This is a genomic window from Hyalangium ruber, from assembly GCF_034259325.1.
GTDB classification, from domain to species: Bacteria; Myxococcota; Myxococcia; order Myxococcales; family Myxococcaceae; genus Hyalangium_A; species Hyalangium_A rubrum.
The window spans coordinates 161233-181057 of the sequence record NZ_JAXIVS010000016.1 but is presented as its reverse complement, the minus strand read 5'-3'; the positions used below and the strand labels follow the sequence as shown (position 1 = coordinate 181057).

16 protein-coding genes are annotated in these 19825 nt (G+C 70.4%); 6 read left to right on the top strand and 10 right to left on the bottom strand.

Features of this window, described 5'->3' with window-relative positions:
* Positions 1-110: 110 nt before the first annotated feature.
* On the top strand, positions 111-1151 hold the full coding sequence (locus tag SYV04_RS36150) for a DUF6607 family protein (protein ID WP_321550585.1): 1041 nt from the start codon (positions 111-113) through the stop codon (positions 1149-1151).
* A gap of 14 nt (positions 1152-1165) precedes the next feature.
* Here SYV04_RS36150 and SYV04_RS36145 read toward each other — a convergent pair whose 3' ends face one another.
* The 5 genes from SYV04_RS36145 to SYV04_RS36125 form a co-directional block, all read right to left on the bottom strand.
* The gene (locus SYV04_RS36145; protein WP_321550584.1) at positions 1166-2740 is read right to left on the bottom strand and encodes a caspase family protein; all 1575 of its coding nucleotides are present in this window, start codon (positions 2738-2740) and stop codon (positions 1166-1168) included.
* Positions 2737-3489 (bottom strand): DUF4384 domain-containing protein, encoded by a 753-nt coding sequence (locus tag SYV04_RS36140; protein WP_321550583.1) that lies wholly within the window; start codon positions 3487-3489, stop codon positions 2737-2739. Before SYV04_RS36140 ends, SYV04_RS36145 begins: the two co-directional genes overlap by 4 nt.
* A complete protein-coding gene (locus tag SYV04_RS36135; protein WP_321550582.1) occupies positions 3486-3992 on the bottom strand; it encodes an RNA polymerase sigma factor in 507 nt (168 codons plus the stop codon). The genes SYV04_RS36140 and SYV04_RS36135 overlap by 4 nt, the downstream gene beginning before the upstream one ends.
* A gap of 163 nt (positions 3993-4155) precedes the next feature.
* A complete protein-coding gene (locus SYV04_RS36130) occupies positions 4156-4800 on the bottom strand; it encodes a DUF3332 domain-containing protein (RefSeq protein ID WP_321550581.1) in 645 nt (214 codons plus the stop codon).
* 34 nt (positions 4801-4834) lie between these two features.
* Positions 4835-6199: a sigma 54-interacting transcriptional regulator gene (locus SYV04_RS36125; RefSeq protein ID WP_321550580.1), complete on the bottom strand. Its 1365-nt coding sequence runs from the start codon at positions 6197-6199 to the stop codon at positions 4835-4837.
* A gap of 139 nt (positions 6200-6338) precedes the next feature.
* Between SYV04_RS36125 and SYV04_RS36120 the strand changes: the two genes are divergently transcribed.
* Positions 6339-9032 carry an amidohydrolase family protein gene (locus tag SYV04_RS36120; protein ID WP_321550579.1) on the top strand — a complete coding sequence of 898 codons (2694 nt, stop codon included), beginning with the start codon at positions 6339-6341 and terminating at the stop codon, positions 9030-9032.
* A 14-nt stretch (positions 9033-9046) separates the two neighbouring features.
* On the opposite strand, the gene SYV04_RS36115 is transcribed toward SYV04_RS36120, so the two are convergent.
* Positions 9047-10597, bottom strand: a complete 1551-nt coding sequence (locus SYV04_RS36115; protein ID WP_321550578.1) for an ATP-binding protein — start codon at positions 10595-10597, stop codon at positions 9047-9049.
* Positions 10598-10693: 96 nt separating this feature from the next.
* Positions 10694-12364, bottom strand: a complete 1671-nt coding sequence (locus SYV04_RS36110; RefSeq protein ID WP_321550577.1) for a ligand-binding sensor domain-containing protein — start codon at positions 12362-12364, stop codon at positions 10694-10696.
* A gap of 198 nt (positions 12365-12562) precedes the next feature.
* On the opposite strand from SYV04_RS36110, the gene SYV04_RS36105 reads away from it, so the two are divergent.
* Positions 12563-13264: a class I SAM-dependent methyltransferase gene (locus SYV04_RS36105; RefSeq protein ID WP_321550576.1), complete on the top strand. Its 702-nt coding sequence runs from the start codon at positions 12563-12565 to the stop codon at positions 13262-13264.
* Positions 13265-13276: 12 nt separating this feature from the next.
* Here the strand turns inward: SYV04_RS36105 and SYV04_RS36100 are convergent, their stop codons facing one another.
* From SYV04_RS36100 to SYV04_RS36090, 3 genes are read right to left on the bottom strand one after another with little or no spacing between them, the layout of a single operon-like run.
* Positions 13277-13534, bottom strand: coding sequence for a hypothetical protein (locus SYV04_RS36100; RefSeq protein ID WP_321550575.1), 258 nt, complete (start codon positions 13532-13534; stop codon positions 13277-13279).
* 32 nt (positions 13535-13566) lie between these two features.
* Positions 13567-14256 (bottom strand): response regulator transcription factor, encoded by a 690-nt coding sequence (locus SYV04_RS36095; protein WP_321550574.1) that lies wholly within the window; start codon positions 14254-14256, stop codon positions 13567-13569.
* Positions 14253-15773, bottom strand: coding sequence for a sensor histidine kinase (locus SYV04_RS36090; RefSeq protein WP_321550573.1), 1521 nt, complete (start codon positions 15771-15773; stop codon positions 14253-14255). The genes SYV04_RS36095 and SYV04_RS36090 overlap by 4 nt, the downstream gene beginning before the upstream one ends.
* A 253-nt stretch (positions 15774-16026) precedes the next feature.
* Here SYV04_RS36090 and SYV04_RS36085 point away from each other — a divergent pair, with 253 nt between their 5' ends.
* From SYV04_RS36085 to nadE, 3 genes are all read left to right on the top strand, one after another.
* Positions 16027-18054, top strand: a complete 2028-nt coding sequence (locus SYV04_RS36085; protein ID WP_321550572.1) for a c-type cytochrome — start codon at positions 16027-16029, stop codon at positions 18052-18054.
* A gap of 97 nt (positions 18055-18151) precedes the next feature.
* Positions 18152-18652: a cupin domain-containing protein gene (locus SYV04_RS36080; RefSeq protein ID WP_321550571.1), complete on the top strand. Its 501-nt coding sequence runs from the start codon at positions 18152-18154 to the stop codon at positions 18650-18652.
* 198 nt (positions 18653-18850) lie between these two features.
* A complete protein-coding gene (nadE, locus tag SYV04_RS36075; protein ID WP_321550570.1) occupies positions 18851-19825 on the top strand; it encodes an NAD(+) synthase in 975 nt (324 codons plus the stop codon).

Sequence of the window (19825 nt, the reverse complement as noted above, 5' to 3'; positions counted from 1 at the left end):
TTCAGATCCTTTCTTTCGACATGGGAATGCCTTCCCAGTGCGCGCAAGGTAGTTGATAACGATTCGCATTTTCAATATTGCTGTGCGCCTTTCCGCCGAGGAGACCGTGCATGAGCGCATTCGCCCCTGTCCCGAGACACCGAGAGAGGACCTCTTTCCCGTGGCCTGCCCTGGCCACGCTGGCATTGGCCGTGGCCTGCGCCCCGAGGAACATCGTTCCCACCGTGGAGTGCAACCCGGAGCAGGACAGGGCCGCCATTCTGAAAATGGTGGGGAACTACCGGGTGGAGTTCGCCTTTGACGAGACCGTGAGCCTCCATGAGGGCTACGCGCTTCGGGCGCCCTACCGCGCCAACGCGACGGAGCAGGTGTTGGTGCTGGAGGACACGCCGGGGCGGGTATCGCTCCAGCACATCCTGGTGGTGGAGCGGGACGGCAAGCGCTCTCCCCTCAAGCACTGGCGCCAGGACTGGACGTTCGAGGACACCGAGCTGCTCGAGTTCCGCGGACGCCGCTCGTGGGAGCGCCGCGTCCTGTCCTCGGACGAGGCCCGGTGTACCTGGAGTCAGGCGGTGTTCGAAGTGGATGATGGGCCTCGGTATGAGGGCTCCGGGCGGTGGAACCACTCCCGCGGCCTATCGGCCTGGGAGTCTCGGGAGACGTGGCGGCCGCTGCCGCGCCGTGAGTACACCAAGCGCAGCGACTACGACGCCCTGGTCGGCACCAACCGGCATGTGATGACTCCCACGGGCTGGGTACACGAGCAGGACAGCCTCAAGGTGGTGCTCGGTCCCACGCAGCATGCGCTGGCGCGAGAGCGGGGCGTCAACCTCTACACGCGCCAGCCCCAGGAGGTGAGCTTGCCGGAGGCGGACGCCTACTGGACGCAAGCCCAGGACTTCTGGGGTGAAGTCCGCCAGGGATGGCAGGCCGTCTTCCAGGCACACTCGGGCTTCACGTTGAAGGACAGCGTCGACGGCAAGGCGCGCACGGAGCTCCTCTTCGGGCTCGCGGACGCCCACCAGAAGAGCCTGGGCGAAGGGCGGACGGGCGTGCCGCCCGAGACACGTCAGCAGATTCGCTCGACCCTCGAGAGCTTCCTCGAGCCGGTCATGAGCGCGAGCGCCGCGCCCGCCGCAGCCGGGCGCTGACCGCCAGAGCCACTTCAGAAACGCCAGCCGGCTCCCGCGGAGAGGAGTGCCGCGGGCCGCAGGGCGGACTGCTCCTGGCTGGGCAGGTAGCGCAGGAGCACCTGCCCCTGAAGGAGCGCGAAGGCCTGGCCGGGCAGGGGAACCTCCACTCCCAGCAGCGGGCCCACGCCCACGCCCAGCGCCCGGCGCGTGGGCAGCGGCTCGCCGACGGTGTCCTGGATCTCCTCCTCCCGGTCTCTTCGCAGCCGCTGCTCCACCCCGGTGAGCTCGAGGCCCAGGCCCACGTGGGGGACCAGCGCCCAGCTCAGCCAGCGGTAGCCGCCGGCCACTCCGGCGCCAAGGGCGCGCTCGCGTACCTGGAGCTCCACGGCGGGGTAACGGGCCTGGGTGAAGCTGACGGTGCCCAGCGCCCACCAGGGGCCCCAGCTATGGCGATAGCCCAGGCCTGCCGACAGCCGCGTTCCCGTGTCTCGCACGGGCGCGCTCTCCAGCCGCGCGAGGCCCAGCAGCGCCGAGTTGCGCAGCTCCATGTAGCCGCCCTTGAGCGCCACCTCGGTGTAGCGGCGCCACGTCAGCTCCTCCTCGCGCACCTGGCGCTCGCCCCCGTAGGGCAGCTCCACCTCGAGCAGGCCGGTGCTCTGGCCCGCGCGCTTGCGCAGCAGGTAGCGGCCCGGCGGCACGGCCAGGCGCAGGGGACGCCCGGGGGCCTTGTCCACCTCGGCCACCACGTCCGGCCTCGGCTGGCTCGCCACCACGTAGCGGCCCGAGAGCTGCGCGGGGAAGATGAGCGCGCTGCGGGCCACCTTCGGCTCGGTGAGGATGAGTTCGCCGGTGCCCGAGAGCTCCCACGCGTAGGCCGGGTGCTGGCCCGGGCCCGCCGCGCCCGCCACCGTGCGCCGGTAGGCGTAGGCGTAGGCCTCGGAGAGCGACACCCGCCCGTCTCCCTCCGCGTCCGCGTCTCCTCGCAGGCCCGTGAGCAGGTGGTGGGTGAAGAGCGAGCCCTTGAGCGAGTCCCACTCCTCGGAGCTCTCTCCCGGACCGCTGGAGGAGATGATCACCTGGCCGTGCAGGGGCAGCTGCTCCAGTGACACCGCGAACTCCGGGCCCGCGCTGCCGCCCTTGCGCCGCGCCAGGGTGCCGCTCTCGCATGCGTCCACCAGCAGCACGCTGAGCCGGGCTCCCGCCTGGCGCGCGCTGTCTCTCAGCTCGGAGAGGGCCAAGTGGCTTCCCGCCAGGTGCAGCACGCCGCCCTTCGCGTGCGCCGAGGCGTAGAGGATGAGCACCGCGTCATCGCCCGCCGCGCGCAGCTCGGCGATGCGGCCGGCCACCTCCGCCAGCTTCTGGCGCACCACCGCCGCCGGCGAGTTCACCACCAGATAGGCGCGGTCGGCGCGCACCTCGCCCAGCTCGACGAAGAGCTGCCGCACGCGCTCGGCGTCGTCGTCCGCGAAGCTCAGCACGGCGTCGTCGGGGTCCCCCACGTTGGCGCCGATGGCCACCAGCAGGCGCACGGTGGCCGCATCGGTCCGCAGGGGCGACAGGAGCAACAGCGCCGCGGGGAGGAATCGGAGCAGGTGCGACAGGGTCATGGGCGCTTCTGGAGGCGGAGCGTACTCACGCGGCAGTCGGGGCAGGAGAGGGTGGGCTCGGCGCGGCCCGCCTGGGTGCGCAGCGCCTCGAGCAGGGGCGCGGCCTCCAGGGGACGGGGAGAGAAGACGGCCAGGAGCCACTCTGGGCCGGGTGCGTCATCGAGCACCACGCTGCCGGGGAGGAACTCGCGCTGCCCGGCCCCCAGGGGAGCGGAGGTGGCCGCGCCGTAGGGGTAGAAGACGCTGGCGGCGCCTCGTCCATCCAGCTCCAGCACCAGCAGGTGTCCGGCCTCGGGAGCCTCATAGGCGAAGCGCAGCGCATCTCCCGGCCGCACCTGGGCATCCGCGCCGAGCAACTCCGGAGCCCCTCCCGCGCGGGCGGCCACCACGCGGAAGCCATCACCCTTCTCGCGCACGCCGTTCTGCGCCACCAGGCGCGGCACGAGCACGAGCAGCGCCAGCACCGGCACGCAGGCGCCGAGCAGGGGCAGCCACCGTCTCAGGCCGGGACGAGGCGCGGAGGCCGCGCGCCGCTCCACCTGCCGCAGGAAGAGTTCGGGGGGACGGGCGCGCATGAAGGCCTCGCTGCCGGCGGTGAGCGCCTTGAGCTGCCCGCTGCAGTCGGGACAGCCCTCCACGTGGACACGGGTGGACTCGGGCGCGGCCTCTCCCGCGCTCATCGCCTCGAGCAGGGCCGCCGGCGGGCAGTGGGGACCGCGAGGGGAGGGTGGCAGAGGGGTGGAGTTCATCGTCTCTCCTGGAGGCGGTCTCGCGACTGCCACAGCTGGCGGATGCGGTCCTCGAACTGCTGGAGCTTCTTGCCGATGGTGCGGCGCGAATAGCCGGTCTGCTCGGCCACCTCTTCCTGGGTGTAGCCGCCCAGGAAGTGCAGCACGCCAATGTCGCGTGTCTTGTCGTCGAGCTGGCGCAGCGCCAATCCCAGCAGCGCCCGGCGGTCGGCGTCCTCGGGAGAGCCCTCGCCTTGGGCCTCCAGGGCCGCGATTTGCTCCTCCTCGGCGGCGGGTTCGCGCCCGCGCTTCTGCATGAGGTCGAAGCAGCAACGCTGGGCGATGGTGTAGAGCCACGCCAGGGTCGCGCCGCCCTCGCGCGGGGCGCCATAGCGCTTCACCCGCAGGAAGGTCTCCTGGAGCGCGTCCTCCGCGTCCTCGGGGCGGCGCACCAGCTGCAGACACCGGCGATGGATGAGGAAGCCGTAGCGCTCGTACAGCTGGGCCAGCTGGGCGTCATCCATACCGCGTGCCTCTGGACGCGCGGGGTTGTGGGGTGGGCGGACTCAGGGCGCTCTCCTCTTGAGGAGAGAGACTGGCGGAGCGGCGGAAAATGGGAACCGCAAAAACGAGGGGGCGCTGGCCTGCTCGATCAGAGGGTAAGCGAGGCCAGCTCCACCCCGCGGGCTACCGCGGGCTCGTGCAGAGCTCGGCCACGCTCTCGGAGAGCGCGCCCTGGTGCCGCGCGTACTGCGCCAGCCCCACCGGGCCATCGCTCAGGAGCATCTGCCGCGCGTGCGCCACCGCCTCGGAGGAGTGCATCGCCATCGTCGCGCCCGTGCCATCCGTCACCGCCACCGCGCCGTCGGCCTGCTGCCGCGCCTGGATGACCAGCGCGCCCGAGTCGTCACGCACCGCCATGCCGTCCTCCAGCGGCTCGAAGTAGCGCACCACCGGCGCCTGGCCCGCGCGCTCCACCTCCACCTTCATCACGTCCGAGCCCGGCACCCGTGACAGTCGCAGCGTCTCCTCCGGGCTCACCCGCACCACGCGCGTGTTCCCGTCCGTGCCGCCCACGCTCGAGACGGGGTTCTCCCCCGTCCAGAACTCGATGCTGTTGATGACCAGCGAGTCCACCAGCACGCCCACGCCGTACACGGGGACGATGACCATCACCAGGAACACCGCCCACTGCACGAACTTGTTGCCGGAGATGTTCTTGTTGAAGTCCCACATCGCCCGCGTGAGGTTGAACTTGCCGAAGCAGGCCGATACGTGCAGCGACATCATCGTCAGGCTCAGCGCCATCAGCAGCCGGAAAGTGCGGTTCATACGGTGTGTTTTCCCTCCAGGGTGAGGACCGGGGTCAGTCCCCCTCGCTCTGTACCAGACCGTACTTGTGAAGCAGAGAGTAGAGGTGCTTGCGGTCCAGCTCGGCCTCGCGCGCCGCGCGGGCGATGTTGCCCTTCGTACGTCCCAGCAGGCGCGTGAGGTACTCGCGCTCGAAGGCGCGCACCAGCTCGTCCTTGCATGTCTTGAAGGGCCCGGTGAACTCCACCGGCAGCGCGTCGCCCTCCACCGCGGGCGCCTCCCGGGTGAACTCGCGCAGCAGCCCGTCCCCCGCCAGCTCGGGGATGTCCGCCATGTGCCGCGCCCGCTCCATGGCGTTGCGCAGCTCGCGCACGTTGCCCGGCCACGTGTGCCCCAGGAACTGCTCGCGCACCCGCTCCGGCAGCCGGGACCACAGCCCCTCGCCCGCGAAGGAGTCCACCAGCAGGGGGATGTCCTCCTTGCGGTCTCGTAGCGACGGCAGGCTCACGGTGAAGACGGAGAGCCGGAAGTAGAGGTCCTCGCGGAAGCGGCCCGCCTGCGTCTCCGCCCACAGGTCCTTCTTGCTCGCCACGACGATGCGCGCGTCGAAGGAGACGGCGGTGGAGGCGCCCAGCCGGCGGAACTCCCGGTCCTCGATGGCGCGCAGCAACTTGGGCTGCAGGTCCAGGGCGAGGTCATCGATTTCATCCAAGAAGAGCGTGCCCCCGTGGGCGCGCTCCAGGCAGCCGATGCGCTGGCTCACCGCGCCGGTGAAGGCGCCCTTCTCGTGGCCGAACAGCTCGCTCTCGATGAGCGAGTCGGAGACGGAGGCGCAGTCGAAGACGACCAGCGGCCCGGTGGCGCGCGGCGACAGCTTGTGGATGGCCTTGGCCGCGGCGCCCTTGCCCACCCCCGTCTCCCCCACCAGGAGGATGGTGGAGTCCGTGGTGGAGATGCGCTGCAGCAGGGCGAAGATCTGCCGCATGGGCACGCTGCGGCCCACCAGGTCCCCCAGCCGGTCCTCGGTGGACGGGTCGATCTGCACCGGCGCCACCTGGGGGCTGAAGCGCAGGCGCACATCGCCCACCTCCAGGAGCGCGCCCGGACGCAGGTAGGCCTCGCGCACCTGGGCTCCGTCCAGGAAGGTGCCGTTGGTGGAGTCCAGGTCCTGCACGAGGAACCGGTCTCCCTGGCGGCGCACCACCAGGTGGTTGCGGCTGACGGTGGGGTGGTCGATGACGACGTCGTTCTCGGGGGCCTTGCCGATCCGCAGCAGCTCGCCGGACAGCGGGTACACGGTGCCGGCGCGCTCGGTGTCCAGCAGCACCAGGTGGAACTGCTGCGCCGCGAGCCGATCGGCCTGCGCCCGAGCGCCGACGACGGTGTGGAGGGGAATGGGACCTGACGGGCCTGAAGACATGAACGGCGGGGATTGTAGTGGGCTTTGGGCTCGGAGGTGATTTCCCGGTTGACGCATTGTGCCGGGCACTCCCACACAGTGTAGCCGTGGCGGGTGAACCCGCGCGCGCTGTGGCCTTGCGTGATAGAGGGGGCGCCGTATGCGCTACCTTGCCCTGCTGCCCCTGCTGGTCTCCTGCGCGACCACTTCCTCCACCTCGAGCTCGGAGGCCTCCGCCTCCCTGCCCGTCATTCCCACCGAGGCGGGGCGGACGTGGAGTCAGTCCCGCGCCGTCGTCATCCGCCACGCCACGGTGATGCCCGCCACCGGGCCCGCCATCGAGGACGGGGCGGTGGCCTTCGCCGATGGGAAGCTCGTCGCGGTGGGGCGCAACGCGGAGGTGGCCTCGCCTCCGGGCGCCGAGGAGATCGACGGCACCGGCCTCTATGTGACGCCCGGCATCATCGACGCGCACAGCCACCTGGGCGTGTACTCCACGCCCGCGAGCTTCGCCAATGATGAGGGCAACGAGGCCACCGCGCCGGTGACGTCCGAGGTGGACGCCGAGCACAGCTTCTGGCCGCAGGACCCGGGCCTGCGCCGCGCGGCGGCGGGCGGAATCACCTCCCTGCTGGTGCTGCCGGGCAGCGCCAACCTCATCGGCGGGCGGGGCTTCCCGGTGAAGCTGCACTTTGGCCGCTCGGCGGTGGAGATGCGCTTTCCGGGGGCCAAGGACGTGCTGAAGATGGCGTGCGGAGAGAATCCGCGCCGCGTCTACGGGCAGGGCCGCCAGATGGCGCCCTCCACGCGCATGGCCAACGTGGCCGGCTACCGGCAGGCCTTCCTGCAAGCGCGCGACTACCTCAACAAGCTGGAGGACTTCGAGAAGAAGAAGTCGAAGAAGCCGGAGGAGGCGGGCCCGCCGCCCATGCGCGACCTGAAGCTGGAGACGCTGGCGCAGGTGCTGCGCGGAGAGATCCTGGTGCAGAACCACTGCTACCGCGCCGACGAGATGGAGGTGATGCTCCAGGTGGCCGAGGAGAACGGCTTCGCCATCCGCGCGTTCCACCACGCGCTGGAGTCCTACAAGCTGCGCGACAAGCTGGCGGCCAAGGATGTGGCCTCCGCCACGTGGGCCGACTGGTGGGGCTTCAAGATGGAGGCGTGGGACGGGATCCCGGAGAACGCGGGCCTGCTCAGCCAGGCTGGGGCGCGCGTCGTCATCCACTCGGACTCGGCGTACGGCATCCAGCGGCTGAACCAGGAGGCGGGCAAGGCGATGTGGCGGGCGCGCGAGTCCGGCATCCCCATCTCCGAGGAGGAGGCGCTGCGCTGGGTGACGCTGCAGGCCGCGTGGGTGATGGGGGTGGAGGACCGCACCGGCTCGCTGGAGGCGGGGAAGATGGCGGACGTGGTGCTGTGGAAGGGGCACCCGCTGAGCGTCTACGCCCGGGCGCAGCGCGTGTGGGCCGATGGCGTGCTCACCTTCGACGCGGCCACGGGCCCGGCGGAGCCGAGCGACTTCGAGGTGGGCGAGCGCGCGCTGGGCTCGGCGCGGCTGGTGGCGCAGCCGGCGGCCGTTCCGGCGCTGAAGGACCTGGGGCTGGCGGCCCGGTGTGATGCCTCGAAGGACCGCGCGTGCGCCCAGCCCCTGCCGGTGCAGGGCGAGGCGTGTACGGCGTTCCAGGGCGTGACGGTCTTCACGGGCACCGAGTGGGTGAAGGAGGCCTCGGTCGTCGTGGAGAACGGGAAGGTGTCGCGGGTGCAGGCGGGGGCGGCGGGGACGCTGCCGGCCGGGTGCCGCGTGGTGGAGGGCAAGGGCCGGCTGCTGACGCCGGGCTTCATGGAGGCCTTCTCGGGCCTGGGGTTGACGGAGGTGATGGCGGAGGAGACGACGTTCGACGTGGGGCCTCGGGGGGATGAGCCCGGGAAGGATCCGATTCGAGCGGCGCTGCGGGCGTCGGATGGCATCAACCCGGCCTCGGCGCTGTTCCCGGTGGCGCGGCTGGGCGGCGTGACGGCGGCGGGGGCGGTGCCGAGCGGCGGGCTGGTGTCGGGGCAGAGCGCGTGGGTGGCGACGGATGGGAGCCTGCGGCGCTCGCAGCTGGCGCTCCACGTGAGCCTGGGCATGGGGGGGCGCTACGCGGTGGCGGGCTCGCGCTCCATGGTGCTGGAGCGGCTGCGCGAGGTGCTCTTCGACGCGCGGGAGTACGGCAAGCGCAGGGGAGAGTTCGAGCAGAACCGCATGCGCCCGGTGGCGGCGAGCCGGCTGGACCTGGAGGCGCTGCAGCCGGTGCTCGCGGGCACGCTGCCAGTGGTGGTGGCGGCGGACCGGGCGGGGGACATGCTCGCGGCGCTGGAGCTGGGGCGCGAGTACGGGCTCAAGCTCATCCTCGCGGGAGGCGATGAGGCGTGGGTGGTGGCCAAGGAGCTGGCCGCGGCGAAGGTGCCGGTCATCATCCACCCGACGCAGAACTTGCCCCAGAGCTTCGACGGCCTGAGCAGCCGGTTGGACTCGGCGGCGCTGCTGAGCGCGGCGGGGGTGAAGGTGCTGTTCTCCACGCTGGGCGAGGCGCACATGGTGCGTACGCTGCCCCAGGAGGCGGGCAACGCGGTGGCGTGGGGCCTGCCGCACACGGAGGCGCTGCGCGCCATCACCTCGAACGTGGCGGAGGCGTTCGGCGTGGACGGTGGGCGCGTGGCCCCGGGCGCGGTGGCGGACCTGGTGCTGTGGAACGGAGATCCGCTGGAGTCCTCGAGCCGCCCGCTGGGCATGTGGCTGGGTGGCAAGCAGGTGCCGCTCACCAGCCGGCAGCAGGCCCTCTTCGAGAAGTACCGCACGCTGCCGAAGTGAGCTGACGGGTAGCGTCAGGCCCGCAGGACGGTGACACGCCGTCCCGCGGGCGTTAGCGCCTGGGTGGCTTGGGTGCGCTCGGCGATGGGGGGCTGCCCGCTGCGTCGGTCGAAGATGACCAGCCAGCCCGTAGTGAGCCCCAGCCCGGCCAGGTATCCGTCGAGCTGGGCCAACCCATCGTCCAGAGGGTCCTTCTCCCCGTCACGCCATACCTTCAGCTCTAGGGCCAACGTGTCGGGGCCGTAGCGCAGACACAAGTCCATGCGCCCGGTGCCGATGGCGTACTCGCGCTCCAGCGTGCCGCCTCCGTTGGCCACGCGGTGCAGGAAGGCCATCAGCACCAGGTGCGGAGCGATCTCATGATAGGGGGCCGTGCCCAGCAGGGGTTGGCCGTGTTGCCGCCAGAAGGCGAGGAATGCCTCCATGAGGCGCTCCATGTCCAAGCGTCCGTCGGCCCGGCGCCAGGTGACGGATTGAGGCGGCAGGGAGGCAAAGGCCGTGTTCGCCAGCACCTGGGGGATGATCTCCCGGTACAGCGGGTTGGCGATCTCCAACCCTCCCTTCTCCGCCATGCGCACCAGGCCCAGATCCTGGACGAAGCGCAGATCATCGCTGGGCACATCTCCCAGGACGAGGCCCGCGAGAATGGGCTCGAGGATGCCGCGCACGCGTGGTTCGCGCAGGCGCTCGGTCAGGCTGTCCAGGTGCGTGTCCTGGCGGCGCAGGAGGATCTCCTTGGCCGCATCCGCGTGGGCGGCTGTGAGGGGCTGGGCCGGATCGGGCACCAACTGCTCCACCATCTGCCGGGCCAGGGCGTTGACCAGCCAGGGCTGGCCTTGTGACCAGTAGAAGGCCCGGTTCACGGCCTCTGGGAGGAAGGGCTGGCCTGTATCCGCCGTGTGCTGGGCGTAGAGCTCGGCCACCTCGTCGCGGGTGAAGTTGCGCAGGGTGAGCGACTCGACCTTGATGTTGAAGGGGCTCGCGGTGCCCAGCGTGTCGCCGCCGCCTGCGGCTACCTTGTAGTCGCGCACGTCTCTCAGTCCGACGAGCGCCAGGGAAGAAGGAAAGAGCTTCGGGCGGTTGCGGTAGCCGTCGCGCAGCTGGCGCAGGACGGACACCAGCACTTCATCGCGGAGCGCGTCGATTTCATCCAGGAAGATGACCAGGGCGGTGGGGACTGCCTGGGCCCAGGTTTCGAGCGCGGTGCCGATGCGACGGCCGGGTGGCGCATCCGGGAAGGCAGGAGGAGTCGACGCAGAGGGAAGCTGAGCACGCGCCGCGCTGCGCCAGCTGTCGAGCATGGCGGCCTCGGCGGCGCCAATATCCTTGGGGAAGGCGGCGCCAACTTCCATGGAAACCAGGACGGCCACATGCCGCCCTTCCGAGGTGAGTTCGCTGGCCAGCGAGAGCAGGGCGGTCGTCTTGCCCACCTGCCGAGGGGCGTGGACGACAAAGTAGTTCTCCTGCTCGATCAGTCTCCGCACCTCGGGCAGGCGCCGCGAGGCGGGGATCATGTAGTGGTTGGCCGGGTTGCAGGGGCCAGCGGTGTTGAACCATCGCGGCATGGGAGGAACGTAACACTCCCAAAAGACCACGGCCGCGCTCCTTATATAAGGAGCGCGGCCGCGGTGGGCTCCAGGCCGTGGCGCGGCCTGGGGGCGTCAGTCGCCCTTGTAGATGCCGATGGAGCCGGCCACCCAGCGGTTGTCACTGGTGCGCGTGTAGCCCATGAAGCCCACCAGGATGCGGCGCTTGTCGCCCGAGGTGTCCACCTGGACATCCGAGACGCGCGACATGGTCAGGTCCATGCCGAACACCGGGACGCCGTAGTGGGCCACCGTGGAGCCCTTCACCCGGCTCAAGCCGCCACCCCAGTACGTGCCCGCCCACACGCTGTCATCCAGCGGGTCGGCCGCCACCGCGGAGACCAGGCCCTTGCGGTCCGCCAGCTGCGCGCTGATGCGCTGCTTCACCACGCCCTCGGGCGTCATCTGCGCCAGGCCGTTGGAGAACGAGCCCATCCACACACTGCCGTCTCGCGTGAGCGCGATGCCGGAGACATGGTCCCCCGTGCGCTGCTCGGGTCGGGACATCTGCGGCTCGCCCACCGTGTCCGTCCAGACGTCGTAGCGGTTCCAGGCGTACTCCTTGCCCTCCGACATCACCTGCGCCCGCCAGTAGTTCGGCTTGTTGATGTCGCCGGAGCTGCTGACGTAGCGGAAGCGGGTGGAGCGGTCCGCGCCGCCGAACCACGCATCGCCGCTCGGGTCCACCGCCACGCCGTAGTAGGCGTCGGTTAGCAGTGCGCCCCGGACGCGCCACTTCGACTTGTCATCCGGGTACTTCACCTTGTCCTCGGACTGGTGCGAGTAGACGTAGGCGTTGATGGCCGGGTGGACGTGCTCGGTGAGGCCGGCGCACGAGTGCTGCCCGTTGCAGGCGGGGTTGCCCTCGAAGAGCGCGTCGCCCCGGGCAAAGCCGTGGTTGCCACCGAACCACACGCTCTGCGTCCGCTTGTCGTAGGCGATGCGCAGCACGTTGCAGAGCTTCTCGCGGCCTTGCGGCTCGTCCCCGACGACGTTCGGACCGGAGAAGATGTCGTAGTGCACCACGTTCAAGGTGCCATCCGACAACAGCGTCACCTTGTCCGCGTCCCCGCTCTTGTACCGAGCCGGGATGGGGTTGGGGCCGTCCCAGTTGTTCTCGCAGTGGTCATAGCCCGTGCCCGGCTGGCCCTCGTAGCCCACGAAGACGGTGCCCGCCGGACCACCGGCCACGGAGATGACCTTGAGGTAGGGCGGCAGGCCCTGCGGAATGCTGCCATCCGCCATGTAGCCGTAGGGCCTCAGGCCGTCCGTCATGGTGTAGCGCTGGAAGCTCGTGGCCCCCGGCTTCAGCAGGAAGAGCCCCTCTTCGCCGCCGGCCACCCAGACGTTGCCGCCCTCATCGGCCGTCACGCCGTACACCACGCTCGGGCCGCCCTCGTTCACGCCGTAGAACTCCCAGCCCGCCGTCGTCGGAGGCGGGACGACCACCGGAGGAGGCGGAGGCGGGTTCTCCGTCGGAGGAGGATCCGTCGGAGGCGGGTTGCTGGGGGGAGGATTGCTCGGAGGAGGATTGCTCGGAGGCGCCTCCTGCTCCGGAGGATTCGTCACCGGAGGATTCGTCGCCGGAGGGTTCACCACCGGAGGGAGCACCTCTGGCGGAGTCGGGTCATCCAGACCCGGATTGCCCTGCTCCGAAGTGTCACTACCGCTGCTGCTCGTGCAGCCCGCCGTCCACACCAGACTCGCCATGACGAGCGAGCCCGCCCACCGCCACCCGCGCTTCATATGCCACCTACCCCACGAGGAAAGACGTGTGTCCGCTGACACCCGTGCTACTTGGAGTCAGAGCAAGCGGGATGCCAGGGGCCGGTGCCTCGTGGGCAGAGCGCGCCGTTGGTTGCCAGACAGGTGGAGGGTACGGGAGTTCCCACGCAGTGCAGCCTCCTGCCCCCGATTGCAGCACACCGTGCTACACCCGGGACGATGAGCGGGAACGACGGTCGCGGCCGCGCGCCACTTTCGCTGGTAGGCCAGGAGCCGGACCTCCTCTTCTACACACGCCAGGCGGGTGAGCGTGGGGGGCCGGTGCTGGTGCTGGGTGCGGCCAACGGGCGAGTGCCCTGGTCGCTTGCCGGGCATGGCTTCGCGGCGGTGGGGGTGGATGCCTCCGAGGCGATGGTCCGCGCGGCCGAGGAGCGCCGCACCACCGAGTCGGTCGAGGTCTCCGAGCGGGCGCGCTTCGTGGTCTCCGACGTGCGAGCGCTGCGCCTGGAGGAGCGCTTCCCGCTGGTGCTCGCGCCGCAACACTCCATGGGGCTGATGGCGACGCGGGATGACCTGGAGGCGTTCATCGCCACGGTGCGTCACCACCTCTCGCCAGGGGGCACCTTCATCTACGACGTGCTCAACCCGCCGCGCGAGGCCATCATCCGGGACGATGAGGAGGATGCGCCCACCGCGCCGCTGGAGCCGCGTCGGCCGCTGTTCGCCCTGCACCTGCGTGAGCGCAAGCTGCCCGGCGGCACCGCGCCCATCCGCAGGTTGCGGCTGCGCCACTTCGCCCCAGAGGAGCTGGAAGAGGCGCTGACCGCCGGCGGGCTCACGCTTCGGGAGCGCTTCGGGCGCTTCGATGGCAAGCCGTTCGACCTGAAGGACTCACGGCAGATCGGCGTCGCGGGCCTGTAGGCCCGTGGGCGCTCAGCTGATGACGGGCAGCTTGAACTTCGCCGGCCCGTTCGGGTTGGGCGGCGGCCCCTCGGTCTCGATGCCCAGCGCCAGGTCGAGCAGGTCCAGCATCTGCGCCCGGCCCTCCTCGGTGTCCGGCGCAGTCACCACCAGCTCCACGGGGAGCCGATCCTCGGGCGGCACGGGCTCCGGATCGATGGCCTTGCCCTCGGCGTCGAGCTCCTCGACGAGCAGGTCTCCGTCTCGGTGGATGGTGTAGCGGCGGCGCATGGTGTCCTCGGTTGTCAAAAGGGTGTGAAGTCTCAGCGATCGAAGCGGTAGCCCAGGCCTCGGACTGTCAGGAAGTGGCGGGGCGCCTCGGGGTCCGGCTCGAACTTCAAGCGCAGCTGGCGCACGAAGTTGTCCACCGTGCGTGCGCTGCCCTCGTAGTCGAATCCCCACGCGCCCGACAGCAGCTCCTCGCGGGTGAAGGTGCGCCCCGGCTGCGCCAGGAAGTGCGCCAGCAGCTTGAACTCCTGCGCCGTCAGCTCCACCGGCTTGCCCGCCCGCGCCACCGTGCGCCCCACCATGTCCACCTCCACGTCCCCGAACGTCACCGGCGGGGTGCCCGCGGAAGGGTAGCGCCGGCGCAGCACCGCCTTGATGCGCGCCAGCAGCTCCTGCAGCCCGAAGGGCTTCACCACGTAGTCATCCGCGCCCAGGTTCAGGCCGAGAATCTTGTCCGGCTCCTGCCCCTTGGCCGACAGCACCACCACCGGCGTGTCCCGGCCCCGGCGCCGCAGCTCCTTGAGCACCTCGTAGCCGTTCACCTCCGGCAACATGAGGTCCAGCACCACCAGGTCCGGCGACTCGTCCAGTGCCTTGGCCAGCCCGGCGCGCCCGTCCTGCGCCTGGAGCACCTCGTAGCCCTCGAACTTCAGGTTCATCGAGAGCCCCGTGAGGATGGACAAATCATCCTCCACCACCAGGATGCGTCGTGCCTGCTCGCTCATGCCTTGCTCGCCGGAAGCTGGATGGTGAAGCGGCTGCCCTTGCCGGGCTCGCTCTGCAGGGTGATGCGTCCGCCGTGCGCCTCGATGATGCGCTTGGAGATGGCCAGCCCCAACCCGCTGCCCTCCGTCTTGCGCGTCAGCAGGTTGTCCACCCGGTAGAAGCGCTCGAAGATGCGCTTGCGCTCCTTGGGGGCGATGCCCACCCCGTTGTCCTCCACCGAGAGGTCCACCCACTTGCCATCAGCTCGGGCGCTCAGGGTGATGCGCTTGTCCTGCCCGCTGTACTTGTAGGCATTCTGCAGCAGGTTGAGCAGCGCCCCGGCCACCGCGTCCCGGTCCACCTCCACCCGGGGCAGGCCTCCTGGCACGTCCACCTTCAGGTCCATGCCGCCCTCCAGCCGCTGGGCGCGGAAGGCCGCCACCGCCGCCTCCACCACCGTGTCCACCGGCTGCGGCTCACGCTGGTACTCCTTGCGCCCGCTCTCGATGCGCGCCCAGTCCAGCACCCGCTCGATGAGCGTCGACAGCCGCTCCGTCTCCCGGGTGAGCAACTGGAGCACCTCCTGCATCTGCGCCGGATCCTTCAGCCGCCCCAGGGCCAGCGTCTCGATGAACATGCGGATGGAGGTGAGCGGGGTGCGCAGCTCGTGGCTCACCAGCGAGACGAAGTCTGTCTTCATGCGCGACAGCTTCGCCTCCCGGTAGAGCGCGCGCCCCGTGTACACCACGCCGAAGGTGAGCGTCAGATAGAACAGCCCCAGCAGCACCGCGTACACCACCCGGTTGCGCGTGGAGGCGCGCGCCACCGGGTCCTCCCCCGTGGGCAGCACCACCAGCCGGAAGTCCTGCAGGGGCGGGGCGAGCACCAGCTCGGCGAGCGCCGGAGGCCCCAGCGCATTGGCTCGCGCCTGCACCACCTCCGACACGAGCCGGCCCACCAGCCCCTCGCCGCCCTCGCGCGTGACGGGCAGCAGGGTGAAGCGCACCGGCTCGGGAGAGTTGAGGTAGCGCTCGGCCCGGGCCTCCAGCAGCGCCTCCACCGTCGGCACCGACAGCCGGGCACCGTGTACCGCATCCCCCCCGCGCTCGGTGGCCAGGAGCACCGGCCGCCCCGCTACCGGCAGGGAGAACACCGTCCGCTCGGCAGGCAGGTTGCGCACGTCCCCCACCACGGCGGTGAGCGCCGCCGCCAGCGCCGCGTCCGGCGACTCCACCTTCCCCTCGCGCACCGAGAAGGGCGTCTCCGAGAGCACCTGCCCCTGCAGCGTCACCAGCTCGAAGGCGCCCCCCCGCTCCACGAAGCGCGCCTGCCGCAGCACCTGGGGAAGATCCTGCGCCAGCGCCTCCAGCGTGCCGTGCCAGGCCGCCTCCAGCCGCTTCTCCACCGCCGCGCGCTCGTTGATGATCGCCACCACCCCGAAGCCGGACAGCCCCGCCGAGGGCAGCACGACCAGCAGGATGAGCAGCGCGAAGGTGCGCCGGAAGCTCAGGACGATGGGGGCGGAGGCTCGCGACACGACTCCTCTCCTTTACTCCTCCCTCGGGGTGTATGCGCGTGTCGTTTTTCCCTCGGGGTGCCCTTCTCCTGTCCAAGGGCATACACGGAGTGTAGGGAAACATTCGACTTTCAGTCGACGCCGGTGGCACCATGCATGGCCGAGAGGGGAAGAGGCGACCGGGCCGGACGCCTTCCCACGCCAAGCGCAGGAGCAGCCGGGACACCCAGGGCCGGACATGGCCCGTGCCCCTGCGCCGAGGAGGAGACTCCCGATGAGAAAGCAGATTCTAGCCGCGGCGCTGGTAGCGGTCCTTGGACTCACCGCCTGTGAGCAGAAGCCGACGGCCACGTATACGCCCTCGGCGGGCTCGCTGGCGCTCAGCCGCGATGACAAGTTCCTCTACGCGGTGGACGCCGACAACGGAATCCTCGCTGTGGTGGACACCGACAGCCACACCAAGGTGGCCGAGGTGAAGGTCGGCCGGGAGCCCGAGCGTGTCGCCGTGGGCGCCGACGACACCGTGTACGTCTCCAACCGCGGCAGCCGCAGCGTGTCCGTCATCCGCCGGGGCGAGTGGACGGAGGCCGCCCGCCTCGAGGTCGGCGTGGAGCCCATGGGCCTGGCCGTCTCCGCCGATGGCAAGACGCTCCTCGTGGTGAACAGCTCCATGCTCGACTCCACCGAGCAGGGCTCGGTGACAGCCTTCGATACCTCCTCGAACAAGCGGCTGTGGGAGCTGCCGGTGGGCTTCGAGCCCCGCGGCATCGCCCTGCTGGAGAACGACAAGGCGCTGGTCACCCTCCACCGCCAAGGCGACATCGTCCAGCTGGACCTGTCGAATCGGGACGACCCCAAGGTCCTCAAGGCGAGCACGGACCTGTACAAGCGCTCCAACGCCACCATCCTGGGCATGGAGCAGGACACGCCCGGGTTCGACCGCAGCTTCACCACCATGTCCTCGTTCCACGCCCGCAGCGTGTCGGACATCGTGGTGACGCCGGATGGGAGCCGCGCCTTCGCCACCACGCAGTGGTCGCGCGAAGACCCGGTCGTCACGCCGGGGCCCGGCATCCCCTCGCCGACGCCTCCGGGCGATGGCCTCTATGGTGGCGGCGGCCCCTGCGGCTCGGGCGCCATCGCCTCGCCGGGCGTCATCACCTTCGAGGCGGACACGGCCACCCCGGTGGTGGACGACATCAGCGGCGGCGGCTGCGGCGGCGAACCCGGCAACGACGGCCGGGACTTCCCGCCCAGCACCATCGTCAGCCCGGACCTCTCCCACCCGATCCAGGGCCCCGTGGCGTCCGCGGTGGACCCCACGGGCGCGTGGCTCTACGTGGTGAACCGCGAGACGAACAACGTCGCGGTGATGCCCACCAACCGCCGCTCGGGAAATGACATCGAAGTGGGTCGCTTCCCGGCCACCTCCGTGCGCCAGCTGGTGCGCGTGGGCGCCAGCCCCACCGGCATCGCCCTGACGCGCGATGGGCGCCGGGCGTACGTGTACAACGCGTTCGACCACACGGTGTCGAAGCTGGTGGGTGATGGGAGCAACAGCTCCTTCAACATCCGCGAGGAACTGCCCCGGTTGAAGCTGGCCGGCGACGTGCTGTCGCCGGAGGCGGTGATGGGCCGCAAGCTGTTCTTCTCGGCCATCGACTCGCGCATGACGAGCCCCTCGGTGGGCGCCTCCTGCAACACCTGCCACCCGGACGCGCGGGATGACGGCCACGTGTGGATGTTCCCGGACGGCCCGCGCCAGACGCCGATGCTCGCCGGCCGCATGATTACGCGCACCGGGCCGTTCCACTGGAGCGGCGAGTTCCCCTCGCTGCGCGACTTCCTGGACGTCACCGTGCGCCAGCGCATGGGCGGCGGGGTGGTGGACGCGCAGATGGCCACCCAGCTGTCGGCCTTCATCGACTCGGTGCAGGCGCCCGACAACCCCCACAAGCGCGAGGAGCTGTCCGAGCCCCAGCGCCGCGGCTCCCAGGTGTTCCTCAAGGCCAGGTGCGACGAGTGCCACACGGGCGAGGCCCTCACCAACAACAAGCAGGCCAACGTGGGCACCTTCGTCCTCAGCGGCGCCAACCCGGACATCGACGCCGTGCGCCAGCGGGGCCTCAACACCCCGTCGCTGCTGGGCCTGTCGCGCAGCGCGCCGTACCTGCATGACGGCAGCGCGATGACGCTCAAGGAGCGCATCCTCCAGACGCGCTTCACGGATCAGCACGGCAAGACGAGCCTGCTGTCCGACGCGGAGATCGACGACCTGGTCGAGTTCCTGCGCGTGCTGTAACCGGAGACTGGCCGGGGAGGGCGCCTGGGGGCATCCTGCGCCCTTCCCGCGTGGCCGCTTCGGGTGAGAGCGCGCCGCGCCCACCCAGGAGCCAGCCATGACGACGAAGAAGGACGCCCCCGCGAAGCCCACCCTCTTCCGCGCCGCGGACCAAGCGAAGGTGAAGGTGGAGTCGCAGTCCCACCCGCTGAACCCGAACTCCCAGGTCCGGGGAGTCTCGCTGAGCGAGCAGGTGGGGCTGCAGCGCCTGGGCATCCACCTGCTGAGGATTGCCCCGGGCAAGGAATCCTTCATCTTCCACTCCCACCACTCGGAGGAGGAGTTCCTCTACGTCCTCTCGGGGCGGGGCATCGCCGAGATCGGGGATGAGCAGTTCGAGGTGGGCCCCGGGGACTTCATGGGCTTTCCCACGCCCTCGGTGGGGCACCACCTGCGCAACCCCTTCGAGGAGGAGCTCGTCTACATCTCCGGCGGCGAGCGCCGCGAGGTGGAGGTGGCCGACTTCCCGCGCGTGGGCAAGCGGCTGGTGCGCTTCGGAATGCAGGCCTCCATCTTCGATGTGACCTCGGCGCACTCCCTCTCCTTCGGCGAGGAGTAGCGCTCGGTGTGAGGCGCTGAACCATCCCCGCCTCCCGGCGGACGGTTGGTCTTCATGGGGCGGCCTCCTACTTTGACGCGGCTGCTGGGGGATGGACATGGATGCGGTGGCACTGGGGCGAAGGCGGCCTCGGTGTCCAGACGCGGTCGATGCCGGACGAGTCCCCTCACCACGGCGGTCGGTTCGAGGAGGAACTCCATGCTGTCTGCCCAGGTGCTGTCCATCGACGCTCCGGTGTTCGCGGAGCAGATCGCCCACTCCATTCGGGATCAGGTGCTTGGCACGCTGCGCCGGCGAGGGGTGGTGGTCGGGCTGTCGGGCGGGGTGGACAGCGCGGTGGTGGCTGCCCTGTGCGTCCGCGCGCTCGGCAGCGACAAGGTGCTCGGGCTGTTCATGCCCGAGCGGGACACCTCGGAGGACGCGCTGCGCCTGGGCCAGGAGGTGGCGAACTCCCTGGGGATGGAGGCGCTGGTGGAGGACATCACCCCGGCCCTCCAGGGGGTGGGTTGTTACCGGCGCCAGGAGGAGGCCATCCGCGAGGTCTTCCCCGAGTACGGCGAGGGGTGGCGCTGCAAGCTGTCGCTGCCGTCGGTGCTCGAGGGCAATCGCGTCAACCTCTTCCAGCTCACCGTGCAGTCCCCGGACGGCCAGCAGCACGCACGCCGGCTGCCCGCGCGCGCCTACCTCCAGCTCGTGGCGGCCACCAACTTCAAGCAGCGCGTGCGCAAGATGCTGGAGTACTACCACGCGGATCGCCTGCACCGCGCCGTGGCGGGCACGCCCAACCGGCTGGAGTACGACCAGGGCTTCTTCGTCAAACAGGGGGACGGAGCGGCGGACCTCAAGCCCATCGCGCACCTCTACAAGACGCAGGTGTACGCGCTGGCCGAGTACCTGAACATCCCCGAGGAGGTGCGCCGCCGCCCTCCCACCACGGACACCTACTCGCTGCCGCAGACCCAGGAGGAGTTCTTCTTCTCCCTGCCGTACGCGCAGATGGACCTGTGCCTCTACGCCCATGATCAGGGGCTGTCCGAGGAAGAGGTGGCCCAGGCGCTCGGCCTGGCCGTGCATCAGGTGGACGCGGTGTACCGCGACATCGAGGCCAAGCGGCGCGCCACCCACTACCTGCACGAGCCTCCGCTCTTCGTCCAGCCGCTCCGGGAGGGCTGA

Coding starts and splice junctions, on each gene's coding strand:
- SYV04_RS36140 (WP_321550583.1), bottom strand. CDS start 3,489: ATGAACTCCACCCCTCTGCCACCCTCCCCTCGCGGTCCCCACTGCCCG.
- SYV04_RS36100 (WP_321550575.1), bottom strand. CDS start 13,534: ATGCGCCGCCGCTACACCATCCACCGAGACGGAGACCTGCTCGTCGAG.
- SYV04_RS36115 (WP_321550578.1), bottom strand. CDS start 10,597: ATGCCGCGATGGTTCAACACCGCTGGCCCCTGCAACCCGGCCAACCAC.
- SYV04_RS36095 (WP_321550574.1), bottom strand. CDS start 14,256: ATGAGCGAGCAGGCACGACGCATCCTGGTGGTGGAGGATGATTTGTCC.
- SYV04_RS36125 (WP_321550580.1), bottom strand. CDS start 6,199: ATGTCTTCAGGCCCGTCAGGTCCCATTCCCCTCCACACCGTCGTCGGC.
- SYV04_RS36135 (WP_321550582.1), bottom strand. CDS start 3,992: ATGGATGACGCCCAGCTGGCCCAGCTGTACGAGCGCTACGGCTTCCTC.
- SYV04_RS36080 (WP_321550571.1), top strand. CDS start 18,152: ATGACGACGAAGAAGGACGCCCCCGCGAAGCCCACCCTCTTCCGCGCC.
- SYV04_RS36120 (WP_321550579.1), top strand. CDS start 6,339: ATGCGCTACCTTGCCCTGCTGCCCCTGCTGGTCTCCTGCGCGACCACT.
- SYV04_RS36085 (WP_321550572.1), top strand. CDS start 16,027: ATGAGAAAGCAGATTCTAGCCGCGGCGCTGGTAGCGGTCCTTGGACTC.
- SYV04_RS36150 (WP_321550585.1), top strand. CDS start 111: ATGAGCGCATTCGCCCCTGTCCCGAGACACCGAGAGAGGACCTCTTTC.
- SYV04_RS36110 (WP_321550577.1), bottom strand. CDS start 12,364: ATGAAGCGCGGGTGGCGGTGGGCGGGCTCGCTCGTCATGGCGAGTCTG.
- SYV04_RS36130 (WP_321550581.1), bottom strand. CDS start 4,800: ATGAACCGCACTTTCCGGCTGCTGATGGCGCTGAGCCTGACGATGATG.
- SYV04_RS36105 (WP_321550576.1), top strand. CDS start 12,563: ATGAGCGGGAACGACGGTCGCGGCCGCGCGCCACTTTCGCTGGTAGGC.
- nadE (WP_321550570.1), top strand. CDS start 18,851: ATGCTGTCTGCCCAGGTGCTGTCCATCGACGCTCCGGTGTTCGCGGAG.
- SYV04_RS36145 (WP_321550584.1), bottom strand. CDS start 2,740: ATGACCCTGTCGCACCTGCTCCGATTCCTCCCCGCGGCGCTGTTGCTC.